The sequence below is a fragment of the Roseiterribacter gracilis genome (genome assembly GCA_018332375.1).
GTDB lineage: Bacteria > Pseudomonadota > Alphaproteobacteria > BOG-932 > Roseiterribacteraceae > Roseiterribacter > Roseiterribacter gracilis.
Map to the genome: position 1 here is coordinate 3802844 of BOPV01000001.1, position 23090 is coordinate 3825933.

General features: G+C 64.8%; 22 protein-coding genes. 18 read left to right on the plus strand and 4 right to left on the minus strand.

Going from position 1 to position 23090, the window contains the following annotated elements:
- The first annotated feature begins 45 nt into the window (after nt 1–45).
- The 5 genes from TMPK1_RS18940 (at nt 46) to TMPK1_RS18960 (ending at nt 5498) form a co-directional block, all read left to right on the plus strand.
- A complete protein-coding gene (locus tag TMPK1_RS18940; protein ID WP_420245021.1) occupies nt 46–1659 on the plus strand; it encodes a PAS domain-containing sensor histidine kinase in 1614 nt (537 codons plus the stop codon).
- Nucleotides 1656–2414 (plus strand): sulfite exporter TauE/SafE family protein, encoded by a 759-nt coding sequence (locus tag TMPK1_RS18945; protein WP_420245022.1) that lies wholly within the window; start codon nt 1656–1658, stop codon nt 2412–2414. The genes TMPK1_RS18940 and TMPK1_RS18945 overlap by 4 nt, the downstream gene beginning before the upstream one ends.
- A 68-nt stretch (nt 2415–2482) precedes the next feature.
- Entirely contained in the window at nt 2483–3694 is a 1212-nt protein-coding gene (locus TMPK1_RS18950) for an MFS transporter (protein ID WP_420245024.1), read from the plus strand.
- A 162-nt stretch (nt 3695–3856) separates the two neighbouring features.
- Nucleotides 3857–4930, plus strand: a complete 1074-nt coding sequence (gene recA / locus TMPK1_RS18955; RefSeq protein WP_420245026.1) for a recombinase RecA — start codon at nt 3857–3859, stop codon at nt 4928–4930.
- 199 nt (nt 4931–5129) lie between these two features.
- Nucleotides 5130–5498 (plus strand): TfoX/Sxy family protein, encoded by a 369-nt coding sequence (locus tag TMPK1_RS18960; RefSeq protein WP_420245028.1) that lies wholly within the window; start codon nt 5130–5132, stop codon nt 5496–5498.
- Between the two features lie 9 nt (nt 5499–5507).
- Here TMPK1_RS18960 and TMPK1_RS18965 read toward each other — a convergent pair whose 3' ends face one another.
- Entirely contained in the window at nt 5508–5960 is a 453-nt protein-coding gene (locus TMPK1_RS18965; RefSeq protein WP_420245029.1) for a BLUF domain-containing protein, read from the minus strand.
- 190 nt (nt 5961–6150) lie between these two features.
- Here TMPK1_RS18965 and alaS point away from each other — a divergent pair, with 190 nt between their 5' ends.
- The 11 genes from alaS to TMPK1_RS19020 all read left to right on the plus strand — a co-directional run bounded on the left by alaS (nt 6151) and on the right by TMPK1_RS19020 (nt 15517).
- Nucleotides 6151–8850: an alanine--tRNA ligase gene (alaS, locus tag TMPK1_RS18970; RefSeq protein ID WP_420245031.1), complete on the plus strand. Its 2700-nt coding sequence runs from the start codon at nt 6151–6153 to the stop codon at nt 8848–8850.
- 2 nt (nt 8851–8852) lie between these two features.
- On the plus strand, nt 8853–9746 hold the full coding sequence (locus TMPK1_RS18975) for an alpha/beta hydrolase (protein ID WP_420245032.1): 894 nt from the start codon (nt 8853–8855) through the stop codon (nt 9744–9746).
- Nucleotides 9743–10597, plus strand: a complete 855-nt coding sequence (locus TMPK1_RS18980) for an AAA family ATPase (protein WP_420245033.1) — start codon at nt 9743–9745, stop codon at nt 10595–10597. The genes TMPK1_RS18975 and TMPK1_RS18980 overlap by 4 nt, the downstream gene beginning before the upstream one ends.
- A gap of 40 nt (nt 10598–10637) precedes the next feature.
- The gene (locus TMPK1_RS18985) at nt 10638–11135 is read left to right on the plus strand and encodes a PAS domain-containing protein (protein WP_420245034.1); all 498 of its coding nucleotides are present in this window, start codon (nt 10638–10640) and stop codon (nt 11133–11135) included.
- A 130-nt stretch (nt 11136–11265) separates the two neighbouring features.
- Nucleotides 11266–11751: a 2-amino-4-hydroxy-6-hydroxymethyldihydropteridine diphosphokinase gene (gene folK / locus TMPK1_RS18990; protein ID WP_420245036.1), complete on the plus strand. Its 486-nt coding sequence runs from the start codon at nt 11266–11268 to the stop codon at nt 11749–11751.
- Entirely contained in the window at nt 11748–12749 is a 1002-nt protein-coding gene (gene folP, locus TMPK1_RS18995) for a dihydropteroate synthase (RefSeq protein ID WP_420245037.1), read from the plus strand. The genes folK and folP overlap by 4 nt, the downstream gene beginning before the upstream one ends.
- Nucleotides 12750–12783: 34 nt before the next feature.
- The gene (locus TMPK1_RS19000; protein WP_420245039.1) at nt 12784–13368 is read left to right on the plus strand and encodes a peptidylprolyl isomerase; all 585 of its coding nucleotides are present in this window, start codon (nt 12784–12786) and stop codon (nt 13366–13368) included.
- Entirely contained in the window at nt 13361–13531 is a 171-nt protein-coding gene (locus TMPK1_RS19005; protein WP_420245040.1) for a hypothetical protein, read from the plus strand. Before TMPK1_RS19000 ends, TMPK1_RS19005 begins: the two co-directional genes overlap by 8 nt.
- A complete protein-coding gene (locus tag TMPK1_RS19010) occupies nt 13524–14843 on the plus strand; it encodes an amidase (protein ID WP_420245041.1) in 1320 nt (439 codons plus the stop codon). Before TMPK1_RS19005 ends, TMPK1_RS19010 begins: the two co-directional genes overlap by 8 nt.
- Before the next feature lie 89 nt (nt 14844–14932).
- The gene (locus TMPK1_RS19015) at nt 14933–15124 is read left to right on the plus strand and encodes a lipoprotein (protein ID WP_420245042.1); all 192 of its coding nucleotides are present in this window, start codon (nt 14933–14935) and stop codon (nt 15122–15124) included.
- A gap of 90 nt (nt 15125–15214) precedes the next feature.
- Nucleotides 15215–15517, plus strand: a complete 303-nt coding sequence (locus TMPK1_RS19020) for a hypothetical protein (protein WP_420245043.1) — start codon at nt 15215–15217, stop codon at nt 15515–15517.
- Here TMPK1_RS19020 and TMPK1_RS19025 read toward each other — a convergent pair whose 3' ends face one another.
- Together TMPK1_RS19025 and TMPK1_RS19030 are read right to left on the minus strand one after the other, a co-directional pair.
- Nucleotides 15518–15997, minus strand: coding sequence for a hypothetical protein (locus TMPK1_RS19025; RefSeq protein WP_420245045.1), 480 nt, complete (start codon nt 15995–15997; stop codon nt 15518–15520).
- Nucleotides 15998–16029: 32 nt separating this feature from the next.
- Nucleotides 16030–16683 carry a TetR/AcrR family transcriptional regulator gene (locus TMPK1_RS19030; RefSeq protein ID WP_420245046.1) on the minus strand — a complete coding sequence of 218 codons (654 nt, stop codon included), beginning with the start codon at nt 16681–16683 and terminating at the stop codon, nt 16030–16032.
- A gap of 57 nt (nt 16684–16740) precedes the next feature.
- Between TMPK1_RS19030 and TMPK1_RS19035 the strand changes: the two genes are divergently transcribed.
- Nucleotides 16741–19911 carry an efflux RND transporter permease subunit gene (locus TMPK1_RS19035; protein WP_420245047.1) on the plus strand — a complete coding sequence of 1057 codons (3171 nt, stop codon included), beginning with the start codon at nt 16741–16743 and terminating at the stop codon, nt 19909–19911.
- Nucleotides 19908–21140 carry an efflux RND transporter periplasmic adaptor subunit gene (locus TMPK1_RS19040; protein ID WP_420245048.1) on the plus strand — a complete coding sequence of 411 codons (1233 nt, stop codon included), beginning with the start codon at nt 19908–19910 and terminating at the stop codon, nt 21138–21140. Before TMPK1_RS19035 ends, TMPK1_RS19040 begins: the two co-directional genes overlap by 4 nt.
- A 1-nt stretch (nt 21141) precedes the next feature.
- Here TMPK1_RS19040 and pbpC read toward each other — a convergent pair whose 3' ends face one another.
- Entirely contained in the window at nt 21142–23088 is a 1947-nt protein-coding gene (pbpC, locus tag TMPK1_RS19045; protein ID WP_420245049.1) for a penicillin-binding protein 1C, read from the minus strand.
- Nucleotides 23089–23090 lie beyond the last annotated feature (2 nt).

The window sequence follows — 23090 nt, forward strand, 5'->3', positions numbered from 1 at the left end:
ACATTCCTTTAAATCAGGCTGTTCGCCGTTCAGAGTGCTCGCCGCATGAGTTTGTTCGACCGATGGTTTCGCCGTGAGCCGGCCCCACCCTTCGCAGGCGATCTGCGGCGCGCGCTTGAACAGGCGCAGCGCCGGTTTGAGCGCTTCTTTGACATCGCACCGGTCGGGATTCTGCTGCTCGACCGCGCCGGCACGGTGACCGAAACCAACCTGGCGATGACCCGTATGCTGGGGATGCCGGGCGGTGGTCTGGCCGGAAAGCGGCTGATCGAGCTGCTCGAATCGAAGGGCGCGGGCGAGCTCGTAACAGCACTTGCCGAGATTCAGGACGGGGCCGAGCGCGCCGAACCGTTCGAAGTGCGCCTCGTCGGCGAGGGCCGCAACGTGGTCGTGCAGCTCTTCGCGCGTCGCGCCGGCAGCGAAATCGACGGGCGGGAAGGCGGGCTGGTTCTGCATGCGGTCGATCTGACCGAACAAAAGAATCTCGAAACCCAGTTTGCGCAGTCCCAGAAAATGCAGGCGGTGGGGCAGCTCGCCGGCGGCATCGCGCACGACTTCAACAATCTGCTGACCGCGATGATCGGCTTTTGCGATCTGCTGTTGCTGCGTCACAAGCCCGGCGATCCGAGCTTTGGCGACATTATGCAGATCAAGCAGAACGCCAATCGCGCCGCGAATCTGGTGCGCCAGCTGCTTGCTTTCTCGCGCCAGCAGACCTTGCAACCGCGCGTCATCGACGTCACCGACGTGCTGGCCGAACTATCGCATCTACTGCGCCGTCTGATCGGCGAGAATATCGATCTCGATCTCGTCCATGGACGCGAACTTGGTCTGGTGAAAGTCGACCAGGGCCAGTTGGAACAGGTGTTGATCAATCTTGTCGTCAATGCGCGCGACGCGATGCCGACCGGCGGTCGCTTGCAAGTGCGCACCTCGAATCTCGAAACCGCGCACGCGCAGTTGAAAGGTCTCGACGAGATGCCGCCCGGGCGGTGGGTGACGATCCAGGTGTCCGACACCGGTATCGGCATCGCGCGCGAAAATCTGACACGCATTTTCGAACCGTTCTTCTCGACCAAAGAAGTCGGCGCCGGTACCGGCCTCGGCCTGTCGACCGTGTACGGCATCGTGCGCCAGACCGGCGGTTATGTGCAGGTCGACAGCCAGCTCGGTCACGGCGCGCGCTTTACGATCTATCTGCCGCGCCACGCCGACACAGTAACGCCGGAACCACCGCCGGTCGAAGCTGCGGAATCGCGCAGCTCGGCCGATCTCACCGGCGTGGGCGGCATTCTGCTGGTCGAAGACGAAGATGCGGTGCGCACCTTCTCGGCGCGCGCTTTGCGCAACAAAGGCTACAAAGTCTGGGAAGCGAATTCGGGCGAGACCGCGCTCGAAATCTTCGAACAGGAACAGGCGCAGATCGATCTCGTCGTCACCGACGTGATCATGCCGCAGATGGACGGGCCGACGATGGCGCGACGCGTGCGCGAAGTGAATCCCGAGATCAAGGTGATCTTCATTTCGGGCTATACCGAAGACCGTTTCCGGCAGCATCTCGACGTCGATGCCGGCACGCATTTTCTCGCCAAGCCTTTTTCGCTGAAGCAGCTCGCGGGCAAGGTCAAAGAAGTGATGACCGGTGAAATCGATTCATGAGTGATCTTGTCAGCGACTTGCTTTTGGCGCTCGCGGCGACGATCGCGGGCGCGGTGAATGCAGTTGCCGGCGGTGGTACCTTCGTTACCTTTCCTGCACTGACCGAAGTGGCGCTAGTGCTGCCGGTGGTCGCCAACGCGACCAATACGGTGGCGCTGTTCCCGGGCAATTTCGCCAGCGCCTGGGCATATCGCAAAGACCTGTCCAAACCGGACGGCGTGTCGGTCTGGCTGTTGTTGTTGATTGCGATCGCCGGATCGACGTTCGGCGCCTGGCTGGTGACGGTGACGTCGGACTCGACCTTTCTCAAAGTCGTGCCGTTCCTGTTGCTGTTCGCGACGTTGTTGTTTGCAGCCGGCAATCGCATCGCACGCTGGCTGCAGGCGCACGCGACGTTGGCGCCGTGGTGGCTTGCGGTCGGCATGGTGCCGGTTGCGATTTATGGCGGCTATTTCGGCGCTGCGATGGGCATCGTGCAGCTGGCACTGTTTGCCGTCATCGGCATGACCGACCTCAATCGCATGAACGCGCTGAAGACGATTTTCACCGGCGTCTGCAACATGACGGCGGTGTTCCTGTTCATCGCCAAAGGCTTCGTCGAATGGCGCCCCGCGATCATCATGGCGCTCGGTGCAATCGTGGGCGGCTATTGGTGTGCGCGCTGGGCGCGACGTTTGAACCCGCTGTTGCTGCGCCGCGCCATCATCGTGATCGGTCTCGCGACCTCGGCCTATTACTTCTCGAAGGCCTTCTAACCGGCCTGCAACGCTGATCTGCGCATGCAACGCACGTTTGTGCGGCAGAGCGCGCTAGGTTTGGCGCCATGACCGATATTCAAGCCGATGGCGTGCGCGTACAGCGCGAACAGGGCACCGCTTTTGCTGTGCTGGCCGCGCTCAGCCTGTGTCACGGGCTCAATGATCTCGGGCAGTCGCTGCTGCCCGCGATCTATCCGTTGCTGAAAGAAAGCTACGCGCTCGACTTCGGCGAAATCGGGTTGATCACGCTCGCGTTCCAATTCACCGCGTCGTTGCTGCAACCGCTGGTCGGGCTTGCCACCGATCGCCGTCCGCGCCCGTGGTCGCTGCCGGTCGGTATGGGCGTATCGCTGGTCGGTCTGTTGTTGTTGTCGGCCGCGAACAGCTTTCCGTTGATCCTGCTGGCGGCGGCCTTGGTCGGCACCGGCTCGTCAATCTTTCATCCCGAATCGTCGCGCGTTGCGCGGCTTGCATCGGGCGGCCGGCATGGGCTGGCGCAGTCGCTGTTTCAGGTTGGTGGCAATGTCGGTTCTGCGGCGGGGCCGCTCGCTGCTGCCTTCATCGTGCTGCAGCGGGGCCAGGGCAGTGTCGCGTGGTTTTCGCTGACCGCGTTGCTGGCCCTGATCGTGTTGATCTTCGTCAGCCGTTGGTACGGCGCGCATCTGCGTGCGACGGCCAAGCGCGCGACGGGTGCGGTTGCGACCTTGCCGCGCAAGACCGTGGTGCGCGGCATTGTCGTGCTGCTGGCGCTGGTCTTCTCGAAATACGTCTACACGGCCAGCCTCAGCTCATACTTCACCTTCTATTTGATCCACCGCTTCGGCGTGTCGGTGCAGACGGCGCAGCTGTGTCTGTTTGCCTTCCTCGGCGCCTATGCGGCCGGCACCTTGTTGGGCGGACCGATCGGCGACCGGATCGGTCGCAAGAAGGTGATCTGGGTGTCGATCCTGGGCGCGCTGCCCTTCACCTTGGTGCTGCCCCATGTCGGGCTGACCGCCACCGTCGTGCTGGCGATCGTCATCGGCTTCGTCATCTCGTCGGCCTTCTCGGCGATCGTGGTGTTCGCGCAGGAACTGATGCCGGGCAAAGTCGGCACGGTGGCCGGCCTGTTCTTTGGCTTCGCCTTCGGTATGGGCGGTTTGGGCGCCGCGGCGCTGGGCGCGCTGGCCGATCACACCTCGATCGAATTCGTCTACCGGGTCTGCGCCTATTTGCCGGCGCTGGGCCTGCTGGCCGCCTTCCTTCCCGACCCGAAACGGGGCGTCCAGCCGGCTTGAGGGAGGTTCCGGGCCGGTCTTGGCCCCGAAACCGGCGGCGGTCCGCCAATCGCGGCTTTTATTGGGATTCCACGCCGAAAATCGGTTCTTGCGGACCGGAACAAAACAGGTACATTCCCCTCATTGCCGACTCGGAACCGAACGTGAGAGAGGGAAGCCCCAATGAGCAACGCCGCGCTGCGCGTAGTCGAGAAGGAAACCGGAGTGGATAAGCAAAAGGCGATCGACGCGGCGCTGTCGCAGATCGAAAAGGCGTTCGGCAAGGGCTCGATCATGAAGTTGGGCGCCCGTAGCGGCGTCGACATCGAAACCGTCTCGACCGGTTCGCTTGGGCTCGACATCGCGCTCGGCATTGGCGGCCTGCCGCGCGGCCGCATCATCGAAATCTACGGTCCCGAAAGCTCGGGCAAGACGACGGTTGCGTTGCACGTGATCGCGTCGGCCCAGAAGACCGGCGGCACCTGCGCCTTCATCGACGCCGAACACGCGCTCGACCCCAGCTACGCCAAGAAGCTGGGCGTCAATATCGACGAGCTGCTGATCTCGCAGCCGGATGCGGGCGAACAGGCGCTCGAAATCGCCGACACGCTGGTTCGTTCGGGCGCGGTCGACGTTCTCGTCATCGACTCGGTCGCAGCCCTGGTGCCGCGCGCCGAACTCGAAGGGGAAATGGGCGACAGTCATGTCGGCCTGCATGCGCGCTTGATGAGCCAGGCGCTGCGCAAGCTGACCGGTTCGATTTCCAAGTCGAACACCGTCGTCATCTTCATCAACCAGATCCGCCTGAAGATCGGCGTGATGTTCGGCAGCCCGGAAACGACCACGGGCGGCAACGCGCTGAAATTCTACGCCTCGGTTCGCCTCGACATCCGCCGCATCGGCGCACTCAAGGATCGCGAAACGGTGGTGGGCAACCAGACCCGCGTCAAAGTGGTGAAGAACAAGCTGGCGGCGCCGTTCCGCGTCGTCGAGTTCGACATCATGTACGGCGAGGGCATCTCGAAGGTTGGCGAATTGCTCGATCTGGGCGTCGCTGCCAACGTGGTCGAGAAGTCGGGCTCGTGGATGAGCTACAACGGCGACCGCATCGGCCAGGGCCGCGAGAACGCCAAGACGTTCCTGCGCGACAACCCCGAAATCGCCAATCAAATCGAAGCAAAAATCCGTGCCAATGCCGGCATCGTAGGCGACGCGATGATCACCGGTCCGGAAGCGGACGACGACGCAGAAGACTGACGAGTAAGCGATGACGTTCGCGGCGCCGGTCTAGTAGGTGGACCGGAGAGCAGCGATCGCATGCTTGGCGGCGCAGCGCGCTGTCGCAGGATGGAGCCCCCCTCGGCCTGCGACGAGCGCCTGCGCCGTCTTCACGTTTGCGTGACGGCAAACGCGTGTTGCCACCGACCGCGTATCTGCCTCTGACGAAGCTGTCGACATGCCGAAACGTTCGCCCAACGAGCTGCAGAAAATTCTCGATCGCGCCGCGGGTCCCGGCGTACCGCTGACGGCCAAGCCGATGTTCGGCGGGATCGGCTATTACGCCGACGGTCGAATCTTCGCGATCATCTGGGATGGCGGCATTGCGTTGAAGCTGCTCGGCGACGACTTCGCTGCGTTTGGTGCGGCGGGCGGCAAGCCGGTGCAGTTCATGCCCGACAGACCGGCGTCGAAATCTTACATCCGTGCGCCCGACAAAATGCTCGACGCGGCAGAGCAGTTTGCCGATTGGACCGGTCGTGCGGTGCGCACCGCGCTCGACGCACCACCCAAGCCGCCCAAACCGACGCGCCGGCCGCGCCGATAAATCGAAGCGCTACGCGTTGCCGGTGATGGCCGGGAAATGCGCCGCGCCGTGCGTGCGAAACTCCTCGAGAAACCGTTCGACCTCGCGCACTGCTGCGTCGCTCGCCGCCGGTCCGTGCCGCACCGCGCGATCTACCAGCAGGCGGAAGCCGGCCGGCATCTGCCCGTCGATCCGGCGAAATTCCATCGACCAATCGGGAAACATCCGGGCCGGCGTGTCCTGGCGCAGCAACTCGCGATAGGCCTGGTGACGGCGGTCGGCAAGCAGCCGGCCGCGCAGGTCGTTGACCGCGCCAGGCGGCCCTTCGATCGCCTGCATGAACTGGTCGCCGGCGCATAAAAGCAGCCCGGTGACGCCGTCATCCCGATTGCGGACCCGGCACAGCACCAACATCGCATCCAGCGTCGCGGCCGAGAGCGGCCTCGTCGCAGTGCTGACATAGACGATCCGGAGCAACAGCATGACGGGCCCATCACGCGCCCGGTGCGTAAACGAGCCCTAAATTCAAATCCTCGGCCGCTGCGCGTGGGGTGAGCCATGCGGCGCCCACAGCGCAGGCTGAATCGACAGCCCAGCCGCTCGCGGGCTAGAAGCACGGTCCCCGTCCGGTGCGCCCCGCGCGCGGCCGGCGGGCCAATCTGGACTGGATGCCATGGTTACGACTGCCGCCGAAATTCGCCGCACCTTCCTCGAATATTTTCAGGGCAACGCACACACGATCGTGCCGTCGTCGCCGCTCGTGCCGCGCAACGACCCGACCCTGATGTTCACCAACTCGGGCATGGTCCAGTTCAAGGACGTGTTCACGGGCAAAGAGCAACGCCCGTACAACCGCGCGACCTCGTCGCAGAAAAGCGTGCGCGCCGGCGGCAAGCACAACGATCTCGAGAATGTCGGCTACACGACGCGGCATCACACGTTCTTCGAGATGCTTGGCAACTTCTCGTTCGGCGCCGTCGAGGGACGCGAGGGCACCAAGAGCTATTTCAAAGCCGACGCGATCGAATATGCCTGGACGTTGCTGACCAAGTCGTTCGCGCTTGATCCCAAGCGTCTGACCGTCACCGTCTTTCACGAAGACGAAGAAGCGCACGGTCTGTGGAAGAAGATCGCGGGCTTCTCGGACGACAAGATCATCCGCATCGCGACGTCGGATAATTTCTGGCGCATGGGTGATCTTGGGCCCTGCGGACCATGCACCGAAATCTTCTGGGATCACGGCGACAAGATCTGGGGCGGCCCACCCGGTTCGAAGGACGAAGACGGCGACCGCTTCGTCGAGATCTGGAATCTCGTCTTCATGCAGTTCGAGCAGCGCCCCGGCGAATTGGTGCCACTGCCCAAACCGTCGGTCGATACCGGCATGGGGCTCGAACGGATCGCGACCGTGCTGCAAGGCGTGCACGACAATTATGACATCGACTTGATGCGCGCGCTGGTCGTCGCTGCGGCCGATGCGACCTCGACCGATCCCGACGGTGCGCAGAAAGTCTCGCACCGCGTCATCGCCGATCATTTGCGCTCGACGTCGTTTCTGATTGCCGACGGCGTGCTGCCTTCGAACGAAGGCCGCGGCTACGTGCTGCGCCGGATCCTGCGTCGCGCCGCGCGTCACGCGCATCTGCTGGGTTCGCGCGATCCGTTGTTGTACCGTTTGGTGCCGACGCTGGTGCGCGAGATGGGCCGGGCCTATCCCGAACTGGTGCGCGCCGAGAAGATGATCGTCGAGACGCTGAAGCTCGAAGAGACGCGCTTCAAAGCGACGCTCGAGCGCGGCCTGAAATTGCTCGATGAAGCGACCTCGACCTTGCCGCAAGGGACCGAACTTCCGGGCGACACCGCATTCAAACTCTACGACACGTTCGGCTTCCCGCTCGATCTGACGCAAGACGTGCTGCGCGGGCAGGGGCGGAGCGTCGACGTCGCCGGGTTCGATACGGCGATGGCGAAACAGAAAGCCGAAGCGCGCAAAGCTTGGGCCGGCACCGGCGAAGCCGCGACCGATGCACAATGGTTCGAACTGCGCGACGAACTCGGCGCCACCGAATTCCTTGGCTACGACACCGAACGCGCCCAGGGCCGCATCACCGCAATTCTGGTCGCCCCCGGATCGGGGTCCGGGGCAGGCTCCATTCGCGCGCATGAAGCGACGCAGGGCGCGCGCGTCGAACTGCTGGTCAACCAGACGCCGTTCTATGGCGAGTCGGGCGGCCAGGTCGGCGACGCAGGTGTAATCACCAGTGCTGGCGGCGCGCGTATCGTGGTGCGCGACACGCAGAAGAAGCTGGGTCAGCTCTTCGTGCATAGCGGCACAGTCGAAGGCGGCGCGATTGCGGTCGGCGACGAAGTCGAGTTGCAGGTTGATCACGCACGCCGCAGCGCGATCCGTGCAAATCACTCGGCAACGCATCTGCTGCACGAAGCTTTGCGCCGTCGCATGGGCGAGCATGTGGCGCAGAAAGGCTCGCTGGTTTCGCCCGATCGCCTGCGCTTCGATATCTCGCAACCGACGCCCTTGTCGGCGCAGGACATCGCCGCGGTCGAAGCCGAAGTGAACCAGCGCGTGCGCGGCGACAGCGAAGTCACGACGCAGTTGATGACGCCCGACGAAGCGATCGCGCAGGGCGCGATGGCGTTGTTCGGGGAGAAATACGGCGACGAAGTACGCGTGGTTGCGATGGGCGGCCGCGAGGACGGCGCCAACAAGGACTATTCGGTCGAACTCTGCGGCGGCACGCATGTCGGCCGTACCGGCGAAATCGGCCTGGTCAAGATCGTCGGCGAAAGCGCCGTGTCGGCTGGCGTACGCCGCATCGAAGCGCTGACCGGCATCGGCGCGCTGGCCTGGATTGCCGAACAGGAAGCGTTGGTGAAAGAAGCCGCGGCCGCGTTGAAATCGACGCCGTCGGAAGTTCCCGCACGCGTGCTGGCGCTGGTCGAAGAGCGCAAGCGTCTCGAACGCGAAGTCACCGAGCTGCGTCGCAAGCTGGCCTCGGGCGAAACCGAAGGCGGCGCCGAGACCAAGCAGGTGAACGGCGTGACCTTGGTCGCGCGCCGCCTGACCGACGTGCCGGCAAAAGATTTGAAGCCGCTGGCCGACGATCTGAAAAAGAAGGCAGGCTCGGGCGTCGTCGCGCTGGCTGCGGCGACCGACGGCAAATTGTCGTTGGTGGTCGGCGTCACCGACGATCTGACGGCCAAGATTTCGGCGGTCGATCTGGTACGCGTCGCGGCCGAGGCGGCTGGCGGCAAAGGCGGCGGCGGTCGTGCCGACATGGCGCAGGCGGGCGGTCCCGATCCGGCGCTGGCCGATGCGGCGCTGGCCGCAATCGAAAAAGCACTCGGCGCGTAATCATGCGCATCGGTGCGGTCCTTGTTGGTCTTCTGCTGGGTCTTGCACCGATGACGAGTGACGCTGCCGATCCGAAGTTGGTGAGCTGGGGCGAGCTCAAAGTTCGTCCGCGCCCAACGACACCGCATCGCATCGCCTATGGCAGCGATCCCTCGCAGTTCGTCGATCTGTGGCTGCCGGATGGGCCCGGCCCATTTCCGACCGTGCTCATGCTGCATGGTGGTTGCTGGCAGGCGAAAGTCGATACGATCGGCCTGACCAATTACATCGCCGACGATTTGCGCAAACGCGGCGTCGCGGTGTGGAACATCGAATATCGTTCGATCGATCAAGCGGGCGGTGGCTATCCCGGCACGTTCCAGGACGTTGCCGCTGCGGCCGACGCGCTGCGCACCCATGCAGCGCAGTACAAGCTGCGCACCGACAAAGTCGTCGCGACCGGACATTCGGCGGGCGCGCATCTTGCGCTGTGGCTTGCGGCGCGCGGCAAGATCGCTGCGTCGAGCCCGTTGGCTGCAACCGATCCGCTGAAGCTCGCCGCGGTGGTCAGCATTGGCGGTCTGCCCGATCTCGAAGCGGTGCAAGAGGCGCAAGGGCTCGGTTGCGGACCCGATGCAATTCCGCTGCTGATCGGCGCTGCAAAACGCACCAACCCGTATCACGATACGTCGCCCGCTGCGTTGCTGCCGCTTGGTATTCCCTATTGGATCGTCGATGGCGACAAAGACACGATCGCACCAGTCGCGTCAGGTCAGTCGTTTTATGACAAGGCGATCGCCAAGGGCGACAAGGCGACGATGAAGATCCTCGACCAGACGGGCCACTTCGATCTGATCGCGCCCGAGACCAAGGCCTGGGCCTATATCGCAGGCGTGCTGCAGGATTTGTCGAAATGAGCCGCGTTCGTTTTGAAGGCACCGAAAGCTACGTCGCGACGCCCGACCTGATCGTTGCAGTCAATGCAGCAGTCGCACTGGAGCGGCCGCTGCTGATCAAAGGCGAACCGGGCACCGGCAAGTCGGTGCTGGCGCACGAGGTTGCGCGTGCCTTGGGCGCGCCGCTGATCGAATGGCACGTCAAGTCGACGACCAAGGCGCAGCACGGCTTGTACGAATATGACGCGGTGCGCCGTCTGCGCGACGGGCAGCTTGGCGATCCGGCGGTGCACGACGTCGCCAACTACATCGTGCGCGGCAAGTTGTGGGAAGCGTTCGACAGCGATGTGCGGCCGGTGTTGCTGATCGACGAAGTCGACAAGGCTGACATCGAATTTCCCAACGACCTTCTGCTCGAACTCGACCGGATGGAATTCTGGGTGCACGAGACGCGCACGACGGTGCGTGCGCGCCAGCGTCCGATCGTCATCGTCACGTCGAACAACGAAAAAGAACTGCCCGACGCGTTTCTGCGCCGCTGCTTCTTTCACTGGATCCGCTTTCCCGATCCCGAGACGATGGCGAAGATCGTCAAGACGCATTTCCCGGGCTTGAAGAAACAGCTGCTGCACGAGGCGCTGACGTCGTTTTACGAGCTGCGTGAAACGCCTGGCCTGACCAAACGTCCGACCACGTCCGAATTGATCGACTGGATCAAACTTCTCGTCGTCGAGGACATCGATCCTGTCACGCTGCGTTCACGAGACGGTAAAACGACATTGCCTCCATTGGCCGGTGCGTTGTTGAAGAACGAACAGGATGTGCATCTGTTCGAACGGCTCGCTTTCTTGCATCGCCGACAAACAAGCTGAGTTCAGAATTCAGCAAGATTTACGGTCGTCCACTCGTGTGGTGAGCAAGAATCGAGATAATTGGCAACGCATTCTTGGCTACTGGGATAGCAAGCGCGGTACTGCGCGTGCGCCGCGTTGGCGCGATCTCGATCCGGTCTTGGAAATTCCGCGCTTGTTGAGCCGCGTCTTCGTCGTCGACATCGAAAGCGACGGGGGGTTTCGTTTCCGCTTGCTCGGGTCCGAGATTGTAATGCGTGGAAATCGCAACGCGACCGGACGGCGCTTCGAAAGCCTCTATCGCGACGATTTTCTCGCCGACGTGCGGCAGATCTATAGCGAAGTCGCAAATAGCGGCGAGCCACGCCTGTTTCGCGATTGGGCGCGCGCCGGCGACCGGCGGCAATCGACGACGTTGCTGCTGCCGCTGCTCGACGATGCGGGCGAGATCGCGCGCATCTTGGGCTTCGTCGAATTCAGCGAAGAGTTCGTCGACGACGAATTCGACTGGCCGGTCGAAATCGAACGCGTCGAGATCGCAGCGGAACGCGCGGCTTAGGTCGCCGCGAAAGCGGGGACCCATTTTCCCACCGTCGACATGATCGGTTCGAAGCGCTGAAATCGAGGCGGCGCCTCGACGGATCCCCGCTTTCGCGGGGATTAGGACCCGTATAGCTTCGCCGCGCATCATGGGCATCTACGTCGCACTCGGCGCCAACCAGGACAGTTCGCACGGACCCGCGCGCACGATCGTCGAGCCGGCGCTTAGCTGCCTGACGGCGCACGGCGTGCTGGTACTGCGGCGCGCACGCATCGTGCGCACCTCGTCGTGGCCGCGCGGCAGTGGGCCTGACTACATCAATCTGGTTTTGTCGGTTGCGACGTCGCTGTCGCCCGCTGCGTTGCTCGAGACGCTGCATGCGGTCGAGCGCAGCTTCGGCCGCGTGCGCGGCGTCGCCAACGCACCGCGCACCTTGGATCTCGATCTGCTCGACTATCACGGACGGGTCGAAAACGGACCGCCGCTGCTGCCGCATCCGCGCCTCGCCGATCGTGCCTTCGTGCTGCAGCCGTTGGCAGAACTCGATCCCGCCTGGCGTCATCCGGTGACGGGACGCTGGATCGGTTCGTTGCTGGCCGACTTGCCCGGCGACGCGCCGGCTTTTGTCACATGACGATCCGCGTACAGCCGCTCGGCTTTGTCGAAGGCACGGCTGCGCGCGATGCGATCGCATCGCGCCGTGCCTTGCCGCTTGCGGGCGGACCATCCGCTTTCACGCTGGCGATGTTGCATCAACGCGGCGTTGCAGCGCGCATCGTACCCGCGGTCGAATTGGATCCGGCGTTGGCGGCGCCGTTGACGCAAGCACGCGCCTATCCCACCGGCGCCTGGCCGTTGGTGATGGGCATCGTCAATGCGACGCCCGACAGTTTCTCGGACGGTGGTCAGTTCTTTGATCCCGACGCCGCCATCGCGCACGGGCGGAGCTTGCGGGCGCAGGGCGCCGACCTGCTCGACATTGGTGGCGAGTCGACGCGGCCGGGCGCAACGCCGGTCGACGCGCACGAAGAACAACGACGCGTGCTGCCAGTGCTGCGCGCGCTGTGCGCCGACGGTCCCGTGTCGATCGACACGCGCAACGCGTCGACGATGCGCGCGGCCTTGGATGCGGGCGCGTCGATGCTGAACGACGTCAGCGCGCTGACGTACGACCCGGACGCGCGTGCGGTCGCGCGCGACGCGCAGGTTCCCGTCGTGCTGATGCATATGCGCGGCACGCCGCAAACGATGCAGGCACAGGCGCAGTATGCCGACCTGCTGCTCGACGTGCTGGACGAGTTGGAGGCCCGAATCGACCAAGCAGTGGCGGCTGGAATCGATCGTGCGCGGCTGGTGATCGATCCCGGCCTGGGCTTTGCCAAGACGCCGGAACAATCGGCGCTGCTGTTGGCGCGGGTCGGGATGCTGCACGGGCTGGGCCTGCCGATTCTGGTGGGCGCTTCGCGCAAACGGTTTTTGGCGACGTTGGGCGCGACGGGCGACCGGCTGGGCGCCTCGGTTGCGGCGGCGCTGGAGGCGGCGCGGCAGGGAGCCGCAATCCTGCGCGTGCATGACGTGGCAGCAACGGTCGAGGCACGCGCGGTCTGGCGCGGTACGCACCAGACGGGGTAGAGCCCTGCGTCAAGGATTCGAGAGGGAGAGCAGCATGCGCGCCTGGGTCGCTTCACTGGCCATCGTCGTCGGCTTGGCGGGCTTCGGCGCGCCGGCAGCGGCAACGCCGGCCTGGTTCCCGCCGACGCTCGATCCCGAGAACACGCTGGTGATGTTGACGCAGAACGGCACGGTGCTGATCGGGCTGCGCCCCGATCTGGCACCCAATCACGTGGCGCGCGTGAAGCAACTGACGCGCAACTGGTTTTATGACGGCACACCGTTCCATCGCGTGATCGACGGCTTTGTCGTGCAAGGCGGCGACCCGACCGGCACCGGCGAAGGCGGCACCGGCAAAAAGCTCAAAGCCGAATTCTCGCCGCCATCGAAGGCAAGCCATGTGCGCGGCACCTTGGCGATGGCGCGCGACACCGGCAACGACACCGCCGACAGCCAGTTCTACATCACGCTCGCCGACGTGCCGCGCCTCGACGGCAAATACACGATCTTCGGCACCGTCATTGCGGGCATGGATGTCGTCGACCAGATCAAGAAAGCGCCCAAAGGTCTCAAGTCGGGCAAAGTCACCGATCCCGATTGGTTGATCGCGATGCGCGTCGCGGCCGATCTGAATGACTGAGCTCGAAGCACGCGTGCGCAGCAAAGGGCTGGAGCGCGCCTTCGCCGTCGATCCCAACGCGGTGCGCGCCGCGTCCGAAGCAGCGCAGCGTTTCGTCGCCGGCCTGGACCGATCGGAGCCGGGCGTAACGGAATTCGCGCTGCGTTTCGAACCGCATGACTGACGCGCTCGCGCGCCTGACTTTGGTCGAGGCGCGAGATGCAATCCGGCGCGGCGACCTGTGCCCGGTCGACTATGTCGACGCGCTGTTGGCGCGGATCGAAGCGCGGGACCACGAGGTCCATGCTTTCACGCAACTGACCGCCGAGCGTGCGCGGGCGCGGGCGAAGCAGTTGCGCGATACGCGGCCGAAGGTATTGCCGCCGTTGTTCGGTGTGCCCTACGCAGTCAAAGACCTGCTCGACGTCGAAGGTCTGCCGACGACTTGCCAATCGCGCGTGATGCCGACGACGCCGGCGACGCGCACTGCACGTGTCGTCGAACAGCTCGACGCGGCGGGCGGCATTTTGCTAGGCAAGCTCACCCTCTACGAATTCGCACTCGGCGGTGTGACGTTCGACCTGCCCTGGCCGCCGGCGCGCAACCCGCACAATCTTGATTATATCGCAGGCTCGTCCTCGAGCGGATCGGGCGCGGCGTTGGCGGCGAATTTCGTGCCGCTCACGATCGGTACCGACACAGGCGGCTCGATCCGCAGTCCCGCGACCGTCAATGGCGTCGTCGGCTTGAAGCCGAGCTACGGTCTGGTCAGTCGCGACGGCGTGTTTCCGCTGGCATTCTCGCTCGACACGACCGGGCCGTTGGCGCGCACGGTCGGCGACGTTGCGGCTGCGATGCGCGTGCTGGCGCCGATTCAGGGACACGCAGTCACCACACCGCCGCGCATCGGCGTCGTACGACATCTGCACGAACGCGACCTGGTTGCGACGCCGGACGTGACGGTCGCGTTCGACAATGCGGTCGAACGTCTGCGCGCGGCCGGTGCTGACATCGTCGAGATCGAATTGCCTTCACTGCAGAAATTCAACGCGGCTGGCTGGACGATCCTGTTTGCCGAAGCCTACGCGATCCATCGCGCCTGGTTGCAGGAACGGCCCGAACAATATGGCGCACAAGCGCGCGAAGTGTTGCTGACTGGCGCCTTCATCGACAGCGCCGATTATTTGCTGGCGCAGCAAAATCGCGTTGCGTTGACGGCGTCGGTGGAGCGCGCGCTGGGCGGAGTCGACATGTTGCTGACCGCGGTCAGCGCGCTGCCGCCGTGCCGGATCGACGACCGGGCCGCAATCAAGGCGCTGCTCGCCGCGTCGGTGCGCATGCCGTTCAACCTGTCAGGACATCCGGCGCTGGCGCTGCCGGTGCGTGACAAGTCGGATGCGGGTTTGCCGCTGGGCGTGCAACTGGTTGGGCGGCACGGCGCCGACGGCGAATTGTTGGCTGCCGCCGAATGGGTAGAGCACGCGCTCGCAGTGTAGTTCGTTCATCCGTCCTGAAACGAACGCGGCGCTGACACGGGAACGACAAATTCGCACCCAACCTTCCTGATCACAGGAGGTGTTGGATCATGCGTCGTTTCTTTTCTCTCGCCATCTTGGCCGGTTCGCTGGTCGGCTTGGCCGGCTGCGTCGCCTACCCGGCGGGGCCAAGTTACGGCAATGGTTACTATGCTGCGCCGGCTTACTACGCGGCGCCCGCCGTCGCGCTGAATTATAACAGCGGCTATTACGGCGGCTGGCATCACTATCGCCACTGGTAATTCTTTTGTCGCAGCGCGCTCGCACGGAATGTGCGGGCGCGTTTTGCGTTCTAGCTAGGTGACGCGCGTTTGCGCGAATGGAGGCTGGTCATGTTTCGGCGTGTTTCGCTTCTCGCGTTGCTAGCAATATTGCCGCTCGCGGGCTGTTACGCGGTTGATCCCTATTACGACGGCTATTACGCAGCGCGGCCTTATTACGGCTCGTATTACGGCAACTACGGCTATGGGTACGGCTACGGTTACGCGCCGTACGCGTACGCGCCGGCCTATTACAGCCCGTATTATTATGGCGGCCCGTCAATCTCGCTGGGCTTTTCCAGCGGCTGGGCGCGACGCGGTTGGGGCTGGGGCGGCGGCGGATTTCATCGCGGCGGTGGCTTTCACCACCGCTAACTATCGCGGGCCGATCTTGATCAGGTATTTGCGCTCGTTCGGACCGAGAAATTCGAGCACGCCGCCATCCGACGAGATCGGCGTGTCGCTGACCGTCGATGGATGTTTGGTCAGGCTGCGCGCGCTTGCAAGATCCGGCACCGGATGCGGCAGCGCGATGTCTTCGCGATCGTTCGACCAGATCTCGACGCGCGCCACCATCTGATCGCGCGTGCCGCGGATCGGCAGCAACGTCACAACCACTTCGTCGCCGACCGGCAGACTGTCGGAAAACTGTTTGGCGTTGGAAAACGGGTTGCGGTTGACGTCGATGACTCGACCGACGGTTCCGGGGACCGCCCAGCCAAGCACCACTTCGCCACGCAGCGTCTGGCCATCCGGCCGACCGATGGCGACTTCAACCTTCCAAGGGCCAACGCCGGCCGACGCGGCGGTCGAAACGGTGAGGGCGGTGACGAGGGCGAAAAGATACGCGCGCATGGCCGATTCATGCGCACGAGGCGGTTCATTCTTCAAGCTTGGCGCGCTTGCAGCAGCCGTACGGCCTCGTCGATCAGCTCGGCGGTGATCGGCAGGTGCTGGAACAGCAGCCGCATATAGAGCGTGCCGAACGTCATATCGATCATCGCTTCCAGCGACAGGTCGTTGCGGAATTCGCCGCTGCGCACGCCCCGCGCGAACATCTCGCGCAGCACCCGGCGGCGCGGGATCACGACCTCGTCATGAAACAGCTTGGCCAGTTTGGCATCGTGCTGGATCGCGCTGACCAGTTGGCGCACCACCTGGCCCAGCTCGCCGCGTAGAATCCGGGCCAGCCCTTCCAGCTGGCGCCGGAACGCCTCGGTCGCGGTGACGCTGGGCGGGGCGGTGGTTTCGGCCTGCAGCCGGTCGCGAAAGGCTTCGATCGCGATCGCCGACTTGTTGGGCCACCAGCGATAGATCGTGGCTTTGCTGACTCCGGCTTCGCGCGCCACCCGCTCGACCGAGAATTCGCTCAGCTTCTCTTCCAGCAGCAGCCGTTGTGCCGCGCGCAGCACCTTGGCGCGGCAGCCCGCATCGCGCGGCCGGCCCGGACCGCGCGCGGTCGCCGGCGCTGGAGCTGGAGTTAAGGCCGGAATTGCGCGGCGGGGATGGCTGCTGCGCGAACGTGTGGTGCGGTGCGACATTGCGATTCCGAAACGGGCCGTTCAGTATTTATACTCTCGCCCGCATCGGAGTCGATCATGTGGATCGTCCGCCTGGCTTTGGCCCGGCCGCACACATTCCTTGTCCTGGCACTGGTCATTCTGGTGATGGGGACGCTGTCGGTGCGCACGATGCCGACCGACATTTTCCCGAAGATCGATATCCCGGTCGTGTCGGTGATCTGGTCGTATCCGGGCCTCTCGGCCGACGAGATGGAAAAGCGGGTCACGACGTATTCGGAATTCTCGCTCGCCTCGGGCGTCGACGACGTGAAGTCGATCGACAGCCAGACCATGCCCGGCGTTGCGATCATGAAAGTCGGCTTCCACAACTCGGTCGATATTCAAACCGCGCTGGCGCAAGCGATCGGTATTTCGAACGTCATTCTGCGCCGCATGCCCGTCGGCATGACGCCGCCGACCGTGGTGCGTTTCAACGCGTCGTCGGTGCCGATCCTGCAAGTGTCGTTGGGCGGCGGTGGATTGGGTGAGGCGCAGCTCTACGATTTCGGCCTCTATCGCATCCGTCAGTTGTTGAGCCAGGTGCAGGGCGCCACCTTGCCGGTGCCGTATGGCGGCAAGCCGCGCCAGATCATGGTCGATCTCGAACCCGCGTCGCTGCTGGCCAAAGGCGTCACGCCCGCCGATGTGATGAACGCGATCACGGCGCAGAACCTGACCTTGCCGTCGGGCAGTACCAAAATCGGCGACACCGAATATGCGGTGCGTCTCAATGCCGGCTTCGACACGGTCGCGGCGATCGGTGACGCGCCGGTGCGCGCCGCCGACGGGCAGATCCTGTTCGTGCGCGACGTCGCTTCGGTGCGCGACGGATTCCGCCAGCAGCAGAACGTCGTGCGCGCCGACGGCCAGCGTTCGGCGCTGCTGACCGTCATCAAGAACGGCAGCGCCTCGACCTTGGACATCATCGACCGCATCAAGAACGAAGTGCTGCCGCAGGCGCGCGCCATTGCGCCGCCGGGCATGCAGATCACCGAATTGTTCGACCAGTCGATCTTCGTGCGCGCTGCCGTCGACGGTGTGGTGCGCGAAGGCATCATCGCGGCTTGCCTGACCGCAGCGATGATCCTGCTGTTTCTCGGCAGCTGGCGCTCGACTCTGATCGTCGCCGTGTCGATTCCGCTATCGATCCTGGCCTCGATCGCGCTGCTGGCTGCGATGGGCCACAGCCTGAATGTGATGACGTTGGGCGGATTGGCGTTGGCGATCGGCATTCTGGTCGACGACGCGACGGTGACGATCGAAAACATCCATCGCGTACGCACCGAACAACACGGCACGCTGTACGACGCGATCCTTGAAGGCGCCGGCAGCGTCGCGATGCCGACCTTGGTCGCGACCTTGGCGATCTGCATCGTGTTCGTGTCGGTCGTGTTCCTCGACGGTCCGGCACGGTTCCTGTTCACGCCGATGGCGCTTGCGGTCGTGTTCGCGATGCTGGCGTCCTACGTGCTGTCGCGCACTTTGGTACCGGTGCTGGCGATGTATCTGCTGCCGGGCGAGAAGCACGGCGAGCCGCCCGCAGGAAAAGAGGGGGGTGACGGATTTTTCGCGCGCTTTCACGCCGGTTTCGAAGCCCGCTTTGAAACCGTGCGCGCTGGCTATGTCGACCTGCTGAAAAGCGTGCTGGCGCATCCGCGCAAGATTGCGTTTGCGGCGCTGGGCGTGGTGGCGGTGTCGGGCGTGGCGATGGTGTTCGTCGGCCAGGATTTCTTCCCCGCCGTCGATGCCGGCCAGATCCGCCTGCACGTGCGCGCGCCGACCGGGCTCAAACTCGAAGCAACGGAAAAGCGCTTTCAGGCCATCGAAGACGTGATCCGCGAAGTCATCCCCGTCGCCGAGCGCAAGATCGTGCTCGACAATATCGGCGTCGCTGCCGAGGCGTTTAACCTCGCCTTCGAAGACGGCTCGTCGGTCGGCACCTATGACGGCCAGATCCTGATTTCGCTCAACGAGAATCACGGACCGACGGAAGGCTACGTGCGCAAGTTGCGCACGGTGCTGAATGAGCGCTTCCCCGACACGCTGTTCTATTTCCAGCCTGCCGACATCGTGAACCAGATCCTGAATTTCGGCCTGCCAGCGCCGATCGACATTCAGGTGGCGGGGCAGGCGCGGGTGAAGAACTACGAGATCGCGCGCAAGATCGAAGGCGCGATCAAAGGCGTGGCCGGCGTCGTCGACGTGCACATGCACCAGGTCGTCGACTCGCCCGAGATCTTTCTCGACGTCGACCGCGCGCGCATCGGGCAGATGGGGCTGACGCAACAGACGGTGGCCAACGACGTGCTGGTGGCGCTGTCGTCGAGCGCGACGGTCAGCCCGAATTTCTATCTCGATCCCAAAGCGGGCATTCCCTACACGCTGGCGGTGCAGACGCCGGAAGTGCGCCAGAACAATATCGACGCGCTGACCTCGATTGCGGTGACGCCGCCAGGCGCAAGCGCACCGCAGCTGCTGGGCAACGTGGCGCAGATGCAGCGGCGCAAGACACAGGTCGTGTTCAATCACCGCGACGCGCAGCCCGTCTACGACATCTATGCCAGCGTGCAAGGCCGCGATCTCGGCAGCATCGCATCGGATCTGAAAACCGCGATCGCGCCGTTCGAAAAAGAACTGCCGCCCGGCAGCAAGATCGTGATGCGCGGTCAGGTCGAAAGCATGGGTGCGGCTTTCACCAAGCTCGGCATCGGTCTCGTCTTCGCAGCCCTGCTGGTGTTCCTGCTGATGGTGGTGAACTTCCAGTCGTGGCTCGACCCGGCGATCATCGTGATGGCGTTGCCCGGTGCGCTGATCGGCGTCGTCTGGGGCCTGTTCCTGACCGGCACGACGTTCAGTGTGCCGTCGCTGATGGGCGCGATCATGGCGTTGGGCGTCGCGTCAGCCAACTCGATCCTGCTCGTGTCGTTTGCGAAAGAACGGCAAGGCCACGGCCTGTCGCCCTATGACGCTGCGCTCGATGCCGCGCATGTGCGCCTGCGTCCGATCGTGATGACCGCGCTGGCGATGGTCGTCGGCATGATCCCGATGGCGCTTGGTCTTGGCGAAGGCGGCGAGCAGAACGCGCCGCTCGGCCGCGCCGTCATTGGCGGTCTGCTGGTCGCGACCTTCGCCACCCTGTTCATCGTTCCCGTGATTTACACCGTCATCCATCGCCGCCGAAGCAGCGGTGCAGAGGTTGTCACATGAACCAGACACCGCTTCGTCATTCGGTTGCCGCCGACCCGGCGCCGAAATCCAGTCCGCTGAAATCGCGCCTGTCGCCGCGCAACCTCGCCATCGCCGGCGTCGTCGTGCTGGCCGTGTTGGGCTACGCAATCGTGACGCGCATCGACCGTGCCAACGAGGCGTCGCGCATCGCAGCGGCCGCGCGCAACGCGACGCGCACCGTGCGCGTGGCGCAAGTGTCGGAACCGACCGGTCCCGTGTCGATGCAGCTGCCGGGCGAAACCCGCGCGCTGGAAACCGCAACCATCCTGGCGCGCGCCACCGGCTATGTCCGCACCCGCAAGGCCGATATCGGCATGCGCGTCGCAACCGGCGACGTGCTGGCAGAAATCGACGCGCCCGAACTGGACGATGAATTGCGCGGCGCCGAAGCAGCCAAGCTGCAGGCCGACGCTGCGTTGAACCGCGCCAAGGCGGCTGCCGAGCTGGCGCGGCTCAACAACGAACGGTATGCCGACCTCGCCAAGACCGGCACCGCGTCGCGCCAGACCGCCGATGAGCGCAAGGCCGACCTGGTGATGAAACAGGCCGACGTCAAAGTCGCCGAAGCCAATCTTGCCGCCAGCAACGCAGCCGTCGAACGGCTCAAGAAATTGCAGAATTTCGAAACCGTGCGCGCGCCGTTCGACGGCGTCGTGACGCAACGTGGCGTCGAAATCGGCGATCTGGTTTCGGCAACGGGCGCAAATCCGCGTCCGCTCTTCACCGTTGCGCGCGACGACCTGCTGCGTATCCAAGTGTCGGTGCCGCAAAGCTTCGCCGACGGCGTCAAGCCGGGCACCGAAGCGGGCATCACCTTGCCCGAACGTCCAGGTGCGAAATACACCGGCAAAGTCGTGCGCAGCTCGGACGCGCTGACGACTGCATCGCGCACCTTGCAGGTCGAGCTGGAACTCGCCAATGCCGAACGTGCGGTGCGCGCGGGCAGCTACGTGCAGGTGAACTTCACCATTCCGCCGTCGGCCAACATCAAGCTGGTGCCTGCATCGGCCTTGATGCTCGACCCCGACGGCCAAGGCCCGCGCGTCGCGATCGTCAAAGACGGCGTCGTGTCGGTGCGCAAAGTGATGCTGGGTCGCGATCTGGGCCAGCAACTCGAAGTGCTGGACGGAATCGCGAAGGGCGAAACCGTGGTGCTGAATCCGCCGGTCGATCTGATCGACGGCGCCAAGGTCAACGTCGCGACCTAAGTCACCGTTCGAAGAAGACGCGCGTCCGCGCCGTCACGCCGTCGGCGTCGATGGCGGTGATCGTGCTCCAGCCTGCACCGTCGGGCGTCCAGCGCGTCGTGTCGCTGGCGATCGGCCGGCCATCGACGAACCAACGGATCGGTGCGCGCCCGTCGCGCGCTTCGAGCGGCAGTTGTGCGTCGGCGTCGAAGGGCAGGATCGTGCCGTCGACGGGAAATGCGATCGCCAGCGGACGCACCGCGCGTTTCGCCGCGACGCGCAGCTGCGGTGGTGCCGGCGCACGCACCGCGCCGCCATCGGGCAGCAGATCGAACAGCTGAAACAACAACGGTGCCGCTGCGTCGATGCCGACGCAGCCAAGACACGGCGCACCATCGGCGCGGCCGACCCAGACGCCGACCACATGTTTCGCGTCAAACCCGATCGCCCAAGCGTCGTGATAGCCGGCCGACGTACCGGTCTTGAACGACACGTTGGCACGCGTCGCACCGGCCGGCCGTTTGGTGCGGCGCAGAATCTCGGCGACCTGGCGCGCGCTGTTGCTATCGAGCCAGCTGCGCGGTGTTGCGTCTGTGGCGAGCGATACCGGCGCAACGCGCCCATCGCGCGCCAGCGCGGCGTAGCCGGCGACGAGCTGCTCCAAGGTTGCGCCGACGCCGCCCAGCACCAACGGCAGGCCGGCATGGGCGCGCACGGCGCCGTCGAAACCACCATCGGCGAGCTTGGCTGCGATCGCTTGCGGCCCGAGTTGCGCGGCCAGCCGTAGCACCGGTCCATTCAGCGACCGTTGCAACGCTTCGCGCGCCGACAGTTCGCCATTCCAATGCGACGCGAAATTGCGCGGGCGGTAGGCGCCGCGTTCGATCGGCGCGTCGTCGATGCGCGTGTCGGGCGTTGCGATCTGGTGCGCAAACGCGATCGCATAGACGAACGGCTTCAAGGTCGAGCCGGGTGACCGGCGCGCCCGCGCCAGATCCAGCGCGGCCCCGTCGCCGCTGCCCGCATTGGCGACCCAGGCGCGCACCGTGCCGCTGGCAATGTCGAGCACGATGGCTGCACCGCGCGTGCCGTTCTCGCGGCCGCGCAACGATTCCGCAACGCGCAGCGATGCGGCGCGCTGCAGTTCGGCGTCGAGGCTGGTGCGGATCGTGCCGCTGTCGCTGCGCGCAATTCGTTCGGCCAGGCGTTGCGTCAGCGCGGGCGCAACGCGCTGCGCGGTCGGCAGCGGCGCGCTGTTGGCGATGCGCGCGCTGTCCGCATCGATCAGCCCGGCGGCGAGCGCGCGGTCCAGCACGCGTGCGCGGGCCACATGTGCTGCATCGGGATGACGATCGGGGCGCAGACGTTCGGGCGATTGCGGCAAGGCCACCAGCAGCGCGATCTCGGCAAGGTCGAGATCATGCGGTGCTTTGCCGAACCAGGCGAAGGCGCCGGCCGCGATGCCTTCGACATTGCCGCCATAGGGCGCCAGGGTGAAATACGCGTCGAGCACGCCGTCGCGCCCCAATCGATGCGTCAACTGCAACGCGCGCAGCGCTTCGCCGGCTTTGCCGGCAAGGCTGCGCCGGTGCGGCATCGCCAGACGCGCAACCTGCATCGTCAAGGTCGATGCGCCCGACGTGACGCGACCGTGGCGCAGCGCGTCGAACGTTGCGCGCACGACCGACAGCGGATCGACGCCCGGATGCAGATCAAAGCGTTTGTCTTCGACCGCGCGCAGCATCGCGGGCAGCAGCGGCGGCAGGTCGGTTGCGCCAAGTCGCAGCCGGCCCGGTGCAACCAAGGTCGCAGCCAGCGCTTCGCCGCGCGCGTCGGTCAGCAGCACCGAGCGCGTCTGCACGCGCGTAAGGTCGGGCGGGCAGGCGCGATCGAGCGCCAGCAGCGCAACCGGCGCGAACAGCAGCGCGCCGAGCGAAGCGGCGAGATACTGGGCGCGCCGGAGCGACATAT